We start from the raw sequence: 12,340 nt of genomic DNA on the forward strand, positions 1-12,340 counted from the left end.
CTATTCGAAGGGGATCACAGCGCCATTTCGCAAACCGCGAAAAAAGTTGCCGTTTTTAATAAGTAGGATCTCGCCTGTTTCTCCACGTTTTATACCGCTGTCTACAGCAATCACTTTGCCATTATAAAAAGGTGTAATTTGCGTTTGTGTGGTATGGCCAACAATAAGGTGCGAAAGGTCGTAGTGTTGTAATAGCCTGTCTACGTCCCCCATTGTTGCTCGGGGCGCTTTAAAGTAGCCTCTGTACCAAATGGGTCCATAGGTTTTATGTAAAAAATGGCCAAGGCCACTTTCGGGGAAGGTGTCGTCTTTAATCATATGGCTGACAAAGGTCTGATTAATATCTTGCAAGCTTAGGTTCTGCGTTGCTAACGACGGATGAATGCCGCCATGAACAAACAACATACGGTTGATTTTTACCAGTACGTTACGAGTGAGTAGCCAATCTCCTAATACCGTTTTTGGCCCGATCAATTCTGACAAAGGTTTGCCCAATACTTTTTCCGTCGTGGCATATTTGTCATGCATGTAACGTGTGTCATTGTTTAAGGCCATGATTTCGTGATTGCCTAACAGGTAATGCACAACACCACCGTTCGATTTGGCTTGGCGCTCAAGGTTAGCCAAATACCATAAACTTTCTGTGACTTTTGGTCCACGACTAAACACGTCACCAGACACAACAAGGTGGCCTTTACCAAAGGTCCAGTTACCCTGCTCATCTGCAATTTTGTGCGCCATTAGCAATGATCTGAAAACATCAAACTGACCATGGATATCGCTGAGGGCGGCAACCGTCTCAACATTGTCAAATGCCAACTCCGGACGTGATGCAGTCTGGTTATTCAGCTGCGCACTGAGATTACACTTTTCTATGCGCTTGCGCGCCAGCGGGGGAGGAAACTCAAATCGTTTAGGCTGCCCATTGCAAACCCACAGCGCTTGCCAGGCACGGTCGCCATAAAGCACATAAGGACCGTCATTCAGTGTTTCTAGTTCTGATTCAGAACAAGAAAACAACAAAACAGACAGACAAAACAAAAGCCATTTTTTCATAAATGAGTCCAAACTCAGATGAAGAAGTATTACGGGTTTAATGGGAAGGAGGCGGCCAGTTGGCCGCCTTTAAAGGTTTAGAAGCGCAGTTCTACACCAGCATAAGCAAAACGACCTATGCCACCGCCATACGCACTTTCGAAGTTACCGCGACCAGTTTCATAGTTGTCGCCGGTATTCGGTACCCAAGGTCCAAGGTTATTGAACACGTTTCTCACACCACCATATAACTTAACGTCATAATCCTGCTGCGTTTCCATGCGATAGGAAAATGAAATGTCGTGGGTAATATAAGAACCATAAAACAAATAATAGGGCGTTTCTGGGTTTACAATTGCATCAGGATCACCGGCATCCAATGCTGCCTGGTTTTCCGCTTTCAGCTCTTCCCACTGCTCAACGCGATCATAGTCATCAACGACAGGACCTTTGTACTTGGTTCTCCAACGAATGCGCAAATCGTCATAACGCCATGCCACCGATGCCGTCGCTCTGTCAGTGAAAATGCCACTGTTCAACTCACCCTGATAGTAATTAACTTCAAGACCATCATTGCCTTCAAACGACGCTGAACGCTCTATTACGTGGTTCATATCGGCTTTAAAAGACAATGAGCCTAAGTCATCTAAATCTAACTTATAGGCTACTGACAGGTCGTACCCTCTAGCGGTTTCTTCACTCAAATTAAACTGACGCTGAATGATTTGCGTGATCTGGCCTTCGCTATCCCGCGTGATATCACCACAAAAACTGTTACCGTCGCCAAATGCCACCGATGAGTCATAACACTCCCGCAGAATATCGCCGTTGGGAATTTGTGTAATGGCATCTTCAATTGTGATGTCATAATAATCTAACGCGATTTGCAGACCGTCGATTTGAGAAGGGGCTACAGTAATACCCAACGTATAGGTGTCTGCCGTCTCTTCTTTTAAATTTTCATTACCCGCATTGGGTGAATACCCAGTATTTTGATCTTCAAATACGCCATCTTCTGACAGTGCGATACCAGCGAGAACACGTTCATCTTGGCGGCAGGCATCGTGCCCTGGCTCATTTGACGTCATGGTCACACCATCACAGATATCAGAAAAACCATCATAATCACCGCGAGGAGGCGAAATTAGCTCGGTGATATTCGGTGCCCGTTGTGCTCGTGCATAATTCGCTCTAATGGCATATCCTTCAAGCGGCTCCCATAAGACACCGGCACGGTAACTGGCCATCAAATCAATGTTTTTCTGGCTGTAGTCTGCCAATCGCAGGGAAAGATCCAGCGTCAGATTCTGACGTCCTTCATCATTTCTCAGTAAAGGAACAGCTGCTTCTGCGAAAGCTTCCGTGACACTCACATCGCCTTTAAAGGGTGGCACGTCGTTGAACGTAATCGCCAACGCGCGAAGCGCAGAATCTACATAGACTTCCTGCTCATCTTTGCGGTATTCAAAACCAAATGCAGAAGACACGGTACCCGCAGGTAATTCAAATAAGTCACCGGTCATGTATCCACCAAGGGTGATTTGCTCGATGTCAGTGTCTATGATTGGATTAGCGCGAATGTAATCAGCCGCCTCGGGGGAAATGCTACCGTAGCCAAAAATGTTAACGGGCACACAGCCTTCAGCACGGGCACTCGCATCGGCACATTGAATAGTGACGCCATCCGCGGCATATTCTGCGTCAAGGGCATTTCGCAACTTAACAATACTAATCTCATTGCTACGGCGCTGTTCCTGTTTGAATTTGCCGTACCCTACCGATAAATCCCAGTCCCACTGGCCGTCAAATGCGGTACCTTGCAAACCAAAAAAGGTACGCAGCGTTTTACGCTGGTTGTCATTAACGATATTGCCCACTTCGACAAACGCTCTGTCCCAGCTAACACTGCTGCCCGCAGATTCTGCGATTTCTGTAGGCACAAAAGGGTTGTCGGGTGAAATTGTACCTGGGATAACCAAAGACGGCTCACCCGTTACTGGATCGACGAGCAATTCATCATCGTTGTAGTCCTGGCCTTCTGGTGCTTTAGCATTCACTGAGTGGTTATCGCTGTAGTGCACCTGGAACTTTGCTTTCACATCATCGGTTAATTCATAGTCCATTTTCAGCGCTAACGCGGTTTTTGTATTAGGTATTTTTAACTTATCGAACGGTTCATAATTAAATCCATCACGCTCTTCGACAAAACCCGCTGTGAGTACATTATCTGTATTGTAAAACCAGTCGTTGCCTTCAAAAGTTCCACCAGGGGTATTATCACTTCGCTCACGCCAGTCATCTGGAGTAATGTCGCGCATACACTGATCGCCTTCGATGGTATTCATCTCATTGCACAGCAACCTAGTGTTGTAGTCGTAGCTGGATTCATACTGTGAACGATCACGCTCAGACTGATCAAGGCCGAATTCACGGTCCCACGATGCTGCTAAATATACATAGCCACGTTCATTGTCGAACGTCTGTCCGTATCCGGCGTCAACTGTAAATTCACGTGCTCCACCTAAGGTACTTTCACCACCACGCACATCTATTTCGAAGCCGGTTTTACCCGACTCTGTAATGATATTGACAACACCTGCTATGGCGTCTGAACCGTATATAGCAGAAGCTCCACCGCTGATGATTTCAACGCGGTCTACCATGGATGAAGGGATCGTGCTTAAACTGATATAGTTTCCACTGTAGCTATTTGATACTGCGCGGCGACCATCTATCAGGGTTAACGTTCTATCGGTTCCCAAATCACGTAGGTCTATGGTAGACAACCCCGTGTTTTGAACGCTTGATTGAGAGTTGGTGTTGCTGAAGCCTGCGCTAATTGAGGGAATTTCATCGACCAAGATATCTGCAAGCTCACCGATTCCGGCATCCTCTAACGCGTCTTTGTCCATCGACATCATGGGCGTAGCCATAGAGAAGCTATCTCGTTTGATACGCGTTCCGGTAATCGCAATTTTTTCGACTTTTTCTTCGGCGTTCTGCTGTGTCGCTTGCTGTGTTGAGCTTTGCGTTTGCTGCACTTCCACTTCTTGCGCCACGGCCATACCACTTACGCTGGACAATAGCGCTAGCTGGATGGCAAGAACAAGTTTTTGTTTATTCATTGTGTGTTCCCATTTGTGGTTGGATTTGCTCAAGTACAAGAGGTATTGAGCTAGGTTCAGTTCTATTGAAGGGGGGCTATGAATGCAATGTAGGCCAAGTCGTTTATTCAACGCTTTTTTATCTATTTAACATCTATTTCAATATTATTTATTAAAAACAATAAGATACGATTTATTACAATTCTTAGGTATGAAGGGGGCACGAGGGTGATTGATACTCTTGGCGGTATCCGGTAAGGTTTTGAGCCTACCAGAACCGTCGATCACTAAACGCCATTTAAGCCATATCCATGCAACCTGAACACGCTTACAAACTAGGAGACTTTCGTGTAGAGCCGTCGGAATGCGCGCTTTATCACGAGCACATTGGTAAGCAAACACTGCAACCTAAATTTATTGACGTTCTGAACTATCTCGCCTCTCAATATCCAAGAGTGGTTTCTCGACAAGAGTTGATCGACAGCGTATGGCTAGGTAATGAGCACGTTGGTAAAAAAGCGCTGACCAACGCTATATGGCATCTGCGTAAAGCGCTAAATGCCTCTGATAAGGAGACCATTGAAACCATTCGAAAAACCGGCTATCGACTATTGATAGAACCACAACAAATAGAAACAGAGTCAACTGAGTTAAACCCATCATCGCGCGATCGCTGGTTTGCCTTACCAGCCACAAAATATGCTGCCTCTGTGGTGATGGTCCTCATACTTTTAATAACGACACTGGCACTTCGGGAACCACCGCATGATCATCATGTGCCGGTTACCGTTACCACAGAGCCCGGCTTAGAGCTTTTCCCTGCTCCCTCCCCCGATGGGCGCTTTGTGGTTTACAAGTGGATTTCGCCAGACGGCCAGGTTGATTTATTTAAACGTGACATGCAACAGCCAGAGCGTCCGGCAATTAGGATCACCCATGACCAGGCCCTTGAGGGGCACTCGGTCTGGAGTGCAGACGGAAAGTTTCTCTACTTCAGCCGCAAAGACAGAAAAATTGGTCAATGTGATGTTGTTCGCATGGATATGCAAAATTACCAGGAATCCTTTGTGACTGCCTGCCCGATCGTGGGTGGATATCACTACATAGACATTGCAGCTGATAACAGTATGCTCGCTTTTTACGGTGACGATGAAGAGGCGTCCCGCTCAGGTATCTACACGCTTGATTTAACCGACCCTGATGCCCGCCCTCAGCGTTTATCCTGTGACAAAGACTGTGAATACAAAGAGCGTGACATGGCATTTTCGCCAAATGGCCAGTACCTTGCGCTGACGCGGCGATACAATCAGTTTAATGAGAATATCTATCTGCTTGATCTGCAAAATAATAATGAGCGTCAGCTTACCTATCACGAACAGGATATCGTTGGTCTGAGTTGGCACCCTAGCGGAAAGAAGCTCGTTTACGGTGTACAGAGTGCGGATAACCGGCGAGGATTTGTGCTCAATATCGAAAACGGCGATATCGAAGCCTTAGGCATAGAAGGTCTCAGTTACCCTAACTTCGCCAGAAATACCCCAGCGTTGTTTTTTCAGCACAGACGTGAGCAATACCAAATAGCCGCATTGCCGATAGACAATAGTGTATCGAGTAGTCCGTTCCCCGTTTTGCAATCGGGCTACAATCACAAGTACCCTGACTTCTCTTCGGTTTCACGTCGTATTGCTTACGTGTCTAATGAAACAGGCGCCTATGAAATTTGGACAGCTGACAGTCAAGGCAACGATCGCAGACAGCTTACCTTTTTGCAACGCTCAGCCAGCTATCCGCGCTGGTCTCATGATGGTCGCTTTATTGCCTTTCTCGCACCCGATGAAGAAAACAAAGGTGATCATATTTTTATTGTCGAGGCGAGCACACGAAGGGTACAAAAAATAGACAGTCCTTTTTCCCGTCACAATCGTCCTTTCTGGTCGCCTGACGACAACAATATTATGTCGACGGCCTACACATCAACGCATGCTGACATTTATGAGTTTTCAGTCGGCGCTAACACAGAACCCAAACGAATCACGTTCAATAAGGGCCGATACGGCATTGTTCTAAACGAGGGAAATCTCGTATACAGCACGTGGGGAAACGGCTTGTGGTCACTAAACTTAGTCACAGGGCAATCCAGTCAATTGCTTAATTCAGATACATTTCGGGAAGCTTATGCTTGGGCCGCTACCCCAACGGGCGTGTACTATTTAGTGGAAGAAAAACAGCATCAGGAACTGCATTTCTTAGACTTTACCAGTAACGCCATCACATTAATGTTAAAAGCACCACTCTCAACCATCGTCAAAGATGGCGCATTGCGTATTGACCCTGCCCAACAACGTATTTTATTCACTAAAACGCTGTTTAATCAGTCAGATATCAAATACATTCAGATGAAACCGTAAGCAAGCACGCTGTGTTATTTCAACAGCTCATGGTCGGGTGGAAGCTGCTTCATGATCCACAACACCAGACGTCGTTTTAAACTTGCCAGGTCTTCTTTATCTTCAGGTAACGGCGCTATTAATTTATCATGCACCAACAGGCGATAGAGGCTTTCTACTTTATCTTTTGATGCATCAGAGGAAGAAAACGATTTGTATCCACGTTTTACGGCATAGTGTTCTGCAACCACCAGCGCTTTTTTGAGCAGGGCATTTTCGTTTTTGATTTTCTTCATTAGTCACCGCCTACAGCACCGCTGTCTTTGTGTTGAATTCTGTCTACTACGATAACAGTGGCCAATAATTGTGGTGTAAGAGACGTGTCGACAATATCCACCCCATAGCTATCGGTAAAGCTAAAAAGCTTTTTTGACACACTCGCCAGGCGTTGCCCCTGCCGTGTTATTTCATACTCGTGCTGCCAGAGGTTTCCCGTCATCTCCAGTTGCCCCTCTGGCGTGTCTATGGTGAATCGACTTGTCCAGAACGGCCAGAATCGCTTTTTGATTAACCATTCACTGCCGTCAATATTCACTAGCCTGCATGCGGGTAATAAAGACAGATATTTGCGTTTAATTTGCAATATTGGGCGTTCATTCTGATCGAATAACGTTTGGCTGCTCGACACGCTAAGCAGTTTTCCCTTCGCCGTAAACGCAACGGCACCTCGCTCATCCTCAATCGTGAAACTGTCGGTGAGACTAAAAAACTTTTGATTAATGCGGTATTTCATCGAGCCTCCCATGCTGATGGCTTTGCTCATCTAATCAGTATTTTTCAATAACTGCAATGCTCCATTAAAAGGTGAGGGTAAAACACGCACCACCTTGTGCCTGATTCGTCACTTTAACATCACCGCCATGGGCAATCATAACCTGGCGAGTAAGTGCGAGACCGACGCCCGATCCGTCTCTCTTGGTTGTGAAGAAAGGCACAAAAATTCGATCGACAATGTCCGGGGCGATCCCTGGACCGTTATCACTCACCGTGATTACACAGTGATTCCGACGATTTATATAGGCATGGATGTCGACCTGAGGTTGACCTGATCCCGTTAATGCCTGTTGTGCATTTTTTAGGAGATTGATGAGAACTTGCTCGATCATGCCAATATCTACGTTAAATGATAGGGATTTAGGTTCAATGTGAATGCGTAATGAAATGCCAGATTCTGGCCAGTCCTGTGCAGCAAGTTGCGTAACATTGTCGAGCAGCTCTGCCACTGAAACGGCTTGCTTATTCGGCGGGGGCAAACGGGTTAGTCTTCGATAGCTACTCACGAAATGCATCAGGCTGTTACTGCGTTTTGATAGCCTCAACGTGGCGTCCTGAACGTCTTGAAGCTGTGTCCGAACGTTTTCTGATAAATCGTCTTCTCGCATGATATCGTTAACTAAATCAGAGGCAGTTTCGGCTAACGACGCAACAGGAGTGATACTATTCATAATCTCATGGGTCAATACCCGTACCAGATCCTGCCATGCCTGAAGTTGAGCTGCGCCGAGCTCACTGCGGATGTCCTGTAAACTTACCAACTTATCCTGCACGCCCGCTGTTATCACGTGTGTTGCTGACAAAGACAGTTGATGTGTCATGCCCTCGCTTTCAATACTCAAAAGTTTGCGCTCACCCGGAACAAGATGCATTAAGGCCTCGGGTAATGCTGCATCAAACTCACTTAGTTCATCCAGCTTCTGTGCCAGCTGGCTCCCAAATAGTCGCCTCGCACTGTGATTCCAGAGCGTGATGCGACCATCACCGTGCAAACTAAGTAAAGGCACTGGCACTTGCTCAATAAGTGCCTTTAGGTGTCGCAATGTTTGTTCCTGACTCTCCCTGTCAGATTGAAAACGATTGGCAATATCTGTAAACGCTTCACCAAGTTGTTCAAAACCGGCACCGTATCCCTGATAGTCAAAACGTTGATTCAACTCACCATGCCTGACAGTTTCCAAAAATCGGGCAAGTTCTGCATTGGTGAGATTCACAAAGCGCAGTGCTTCATAAACTAACCCTATGAGTACCAAAACAGAAAGTAGCACGCTCGCCTGATATCCAGGTTGGGAAAACAGCCATCCGACAAGCAGGACAGAACCCAATATCAAACATACACGCACTGTCAGGAGCACAGAAAAACGTTTAAAACCCATATTTTTCCATCCTTCTATACAAAGCGGCCCGGGTTAACCCAAGTGCTTTTGCGGCATGACTAATATTGTATCTGTATGTTTTCAGTGCACGAGCAATGGTTTGCTTTTCAATATCTTCCAAATTAAATCCAACATCATCGGTCGGTTCTTTACCAACGGATGCAGAAGGCGCCTTTTCAGCGGGAGGTGAAACAGTCTGATCATGAGCTGCCAATTGCAAATCCGCCGATGTGAGCACACTGGACTGACATAATATAACCGCCCTCTCAACTACGTGTTGCAATTCCCTTATGTTGCCAGGCCACTGATAACGGCGCATCACCTCTATCGCGCCAGCATCAAGGCTCAATTCAGACTTGTGATATTTACGGCTGTAATAGGCAAGATAGTGCTCAGCAATGATGGCAATATCCTCTTCTCTCTCCCTTAAGGGCGGCAAAGTAACCTCGACGGTATTTAACCGGTAGAGCAAATCTCGTCTAAACAGATTGTCATCCAATAATGTCTGTTTAGGTGTATTAGTTGCCGCCACAATTCTTACGTTGAAAGGAACCGGTTTATTTGCCCCTAAAGGGGTAATTTCGCGCTGCGCGAGTACTGCCAATAGTTTAGCCTGCAAATGCAATGGCAGGTTTCCCACTTCATCGAGGAATAAGGTGCCTCCTTCAGCCGCCTGAATGCGCCCGATTCGGTCTTCATTTGCGCCCGTAAATGCCCCTTTTTTGTGCCCAAACAATTCACTTTCAAACAAGGATTCAGATACTGCGCCTAAATCAACGGTTATAAACACCTGTTCGCCACGCTGACTCTGACTGTGAATGGCGCGCGCAATCACCTCTTTTCCTGTTCCATTTTCGCCAAGTATTAACACATTTGCATCTGTTGGTGCGCTTCTTTGAACAACACTTAATACGTCTTTCATCTTAGCAGACTGACTAATAATGGGCTGCGCATGCTGATTTGACAGTTGAGCGAGACATTTGTTGGTATGCCTCAATGCAGATGCTTCTGTGCGTGACCTTCCAAGTTTTACCGCAGTCGAGACCGTTGAGACCACTTTATCGTTTTGCCAAGGTTTGGAGATAAAGTCTGTCGCCCCGCGCTTCATGGCGTCTACTGCAACGTCCACACCGCCGTGAGCCGTAATCATAATCACCACTGCCTGAGGCTCAATCGACAGTATTTTTTCGAGCCAAAGGTAACCTTGCTGACCACTGCTTTCGCCTGGCCCAAAATTCATGTCCAACAAAATGGCATCGAAATCAAAATCGCCGAGTAATTTAGGGATATTTTCAGGCCTGTTGCATATCTCGACGTCTTCAAAGTGTCGCTTGAGCAGAAGTTTACCTGCTACAAGGATATCCTCTTCATCATCGACTAACAGTATACGACCTGGTTGTTTCATATCTGCGCTCTCTTCTTTTTAGTGTTCACCAGCGTACACCCGGTGTTCAAAAACGTACAGTTAAAACTGTACAAAAATGAACACCAAAGAAAATAAACATTTAAAAACAATACCTTAAAACATGGAATGCTTCTTGTAATACTTAGGGTATCTATCAATCTCAGCCAATGTTCAATTAGGAAAGCAATGCATAAGTTAACCAGCATAAGTGCGGAGCCAACATCAACGCCTCCCTCTGTATCGGGTGCAGGGATGGACAGAAAGATTTCTGTTAAAAAGCCATTGTGGAAGAAGCCAATACTTTTTCTCATCGGCGCGGCTCTAATCATCAGCGCACTCTTCTTATTTGACCGCACCGCAGAGCGGACCCTTTCTGTTGAAGGTAACCGCTTAACAGTATCAGAGGTGTTTGAGGGGACTTTTGAAGACTTCATTCCCATCCGCGGACGTGTCATGCCATCAAGAACACTTTTCTTAGATGCTGTTGAAGGCGGCCGTGTTGAGCGTATTCTGGTGGAAGACGGTGCCATGCTAAGCGAGGGGGATCTCATCGTAGAGCTCTCAAATACAAGTTTACAGCTGTCTGTGCTTGAAAATGAAGCGAGGGTTGCTGAGCAACTCAATACCATAAGAACCATCGAATTGAACCTTGAGCAAAACAGATTGCAGCACAAACGCAATCTTGTCGATATTGAATACCAAATCAAATTACTCACCCGAAAGCTTGCACAGGAACAAACCTTACTGGCGCAGAATTCGATCAGTAAAACACAGTACGATGACACACAAGACACACTAACTTGGTATAAACAGCGTCTTCAGCTAACCAAAGAAAGTCAGGCTTCTGACAGTCGCATGCAGGAAGCTCAACTGGCGTTTTTGCGAGAAACAGGTAGCCGGCTTGAACACAACCTATCTATCTCTCAACAAACTCTCGATAACATGAATTTACGCGCCCCTATCAGTGGCAAATTGTCTGGTTTTGATATTGAAGTAGGACAGAGTATTGGACGTGGCGAGCGCATAGGTCAAATAGATATTCCCGATGATTTTAAAGTGACGGTTCTGGTTGACGAGTTTTATCTAAACCGCGTGGATATTGGCCAGGTTGCTCAATATGACGACTTTGAACTGGTTATCAGCAAAATCTACCCACAAGTACAAAACGGCCAGTTCGAAGTTGACCTGACCTTTATTGGTGAACAGCCTCAAACCATTCGTCGCGGGCAGTCTTTACAGATGAAATTAACGCTAGGCGATGCCTCATCCGCCACACTTATACCCAATGGTTCTTTCTATCAGGACACAGGCGGAAATTGGGTATTTGTGGTGAGTGATGACGGCTCACAGGCAAATAAGCGAACAGTAAGGCTAGGCAGAAGAAACAATACCGTGATTGAAGTTATTGAAGGGCTGGAGCCCGGAGAACGTGTGGTTACCAGTGCCTACAGCAATTATCTAGATATGCAAGTTTTGCGTTTACAGTAACAGTACAGCAGGAACAACAAGATGTTAAAACTAAATAATTTAACCCGAAGCTATCAAACCGACGAAGTAGAAACCCTTGCGCTCAATGGTGTGAATATTCAAATAGACAAAGGCGAGTTTGTCGCCATTATGGGCCCTTCGGGTTGTGGGAAGTCTACTTTGCTCAACATTATTGGCATGCTCGACAACCCCACTTCGGGTGAATATTGGTTTAACGAGCAAAATATTGCCAACTATAAAGAGCATCAGTTGGCAGACATTCGCAAGCGCAATATCGGTTTCATTTTCCAGAATTTTAACTTGATTGATGAACTGACCGTTCAGGAAAACATTGAGCTGGCCCTGCTTTATCACGATGTCAGTAGCAGCGAACGTAAGCATCGAGTGGAACAGGTCATGGACAAAGTTGGCATTGCTCACCGCGCGAAACACATGCCCGGTCAACTATCAGGCGGTCAGCAACAACGTGTTGCCGTCGCCCGAGCTGTAGTGGGTGGCCAGTCTATGATCCTTGCAGACGAACCAACGGGAAATCTTGACAGTGCGCATGGTCAGGAAGTTATGGAGATGCTGCAGGGATTGAATCAGGAAGGTACAACCATTGTTATGGTGACACACAGTCCTTCACACGCAGATTATGCCCGTCGCACCATTAACCTGTTTGACGGTCATGTTGTAACAGAAAACGTTAAAGCAGCCTAGAGGTCTTAT

9 protein-coding genes are annotated in these 12,340 nt (G+C 46.1%); 3 read left to right on the forward strand and 6 right to left on the reverse strand.

Annotated features, from left to right (window positions below):
- Both DRW07_RS13980 and DRW07_RS13985 read right to left on the reverse strand, forming a co-directional pair.
- Positions 1 to 1,056, reverse strand: coding sequence for a metallophosphoesterase (locus tag DRW07_RS13980; protein WP_124028546.1), 1,056 nt, complete (start codon positions 1,054 to 1,056; stop codon positions 1 to 3).
- A 77-nt stretch (positions 1,057 to 1,133) separates the two neighbouring features.
- Positions 1,134 to 4,160, reverse strand: a complete 3,027-nt coding sequence (locus DRW07_RS13985) for a TonB-dependent receptor plug domain-containing protein (RefSeq protein WP_124028547.1) — start codon at positions 4,158 to 4,160, stop codon at positions 1,134 to 1,136.
- A 290-nt stretch (positions 4,161 to 4,450) separates the two neighbouring features.
- Between DRW07_RS13985 and DRW07_RS13990 the strand changes: the two genes are divergently transcribed.
- The gene (locus tag DRW07_RS13990) at positions 4,451 to 6,547 is read left to right on the forward strand and encodes a winged helix-turn-helix domain-containing protein (protein ID WP_124028548.1); all 2,097 of its coding nucleotides are present in this window, start codon (positions 4,451 to 4,453) and stop codon (positions 6,545 to 6,547) included.
- A gap of 14 nt (positions 6,548 to 6,561) precedes the next feature.
- Here the strand turns inward: DRW07_RS13990 and DRW07_RS13995 are convergent, their stop codons facing one another.
- From DRW07_RS13995 to DRW07_RS14010, 4 genes are all read right to left on the reverse strand, one after another.
- Positions 6,562 to 6,822 carry a DUF5062 family protein gene (locus DRW07_RS13995; RefSeq protein WP_124028549.1) on the reverse strand — a complete coding sequence of 87 codons (261 nt, stop codon included), beginning with the start codon at positions 6,820 to 6,822 and terminating at the stop codon, positions 6,562 to 6,564.
- Complete coding sequence (locus DRW07_RS14000; protein ID WP_124028550.1) at positions 6,822 to 7,319, reverse strand: LURP-one-related/scramblase family protein; 498 nt, start codon at positions 7,317 to 7,319, stop codon at positions 6,822 to 6,824. Before DRW07_RS14000 ends, DRW07_RS13995 begins: the two co-directional genes overlap by 1 nt.
- Positions 7,320 to 7,383: 64 nt before the next feature.
- Entirely contained in the window at positions 7,384 to 8,736 is a 1,353-nt protein-coding gene (locus DRW07_RS14005) for a sensor histidine kinase (RefSeq protein ID WP_124028551.1), read from the reverse strand.
- Positions 8,726 to 10,141 carry a sigma-54-dependent transcriptional regulator gene (locus DRW07_RS14010; RefSeq protein ID WP_124028552.1) on the reverse strand — a complete coding sequence of 472 codons (1,416 nt, stop codon included), beginning with the start codon at positions 10,139 to 10,141 and terminating at the stop codon, positions 8,726 to 8,728. The genes DRW07_RS14005 and DRW07_RS14010 overlap by 11 nt, the downstream gene beginning before the upstream one ends.
- A 186-nt stretch (positions 10,142 to 10,327) precedes the next feature.
- On the opposite strand from DRW07_RS14010, the gene DRW07_RS14015 reads away from it, so the two are divergent.
- Positions 10,328 to 11,629 (forward strand): efflux RND transporter periplasmic adaptor subunit, encoded by a 1,302-nt coding sequence (locus tag DRW07_RS14015; protein WP_124028553.1) that lies wholly within the window; start codon positions 10,328 to 10,330, stop codon positions 11,627 to 11,629.
- Between the two features lie 21 nt (positions 11,630 to 11,650).
- A complete protein-coding gene (locus DRW07_RS14020) occupies positions 11,651 to 12,331 on the forward strand; it encodes an ABC transporter ATP-binding protein (protein WP_124028554.1) in 681 nt (226 codons plus the stop codon).
- Positions 12,332 to 12,340 lie beyond the last annotated feature (9 nt).

It is taken from the genome of Paralteromonas sediminis (assembly GCF_003820355.1).
In the GTDB taxonomy this organism is placed as follows: Bacteria; Pseudomonadota; Gammaproteobacteria; order Enterobacterales; family Alteromonadaceae; genus Alteromonas_F; species Alteromonas_F sediminis.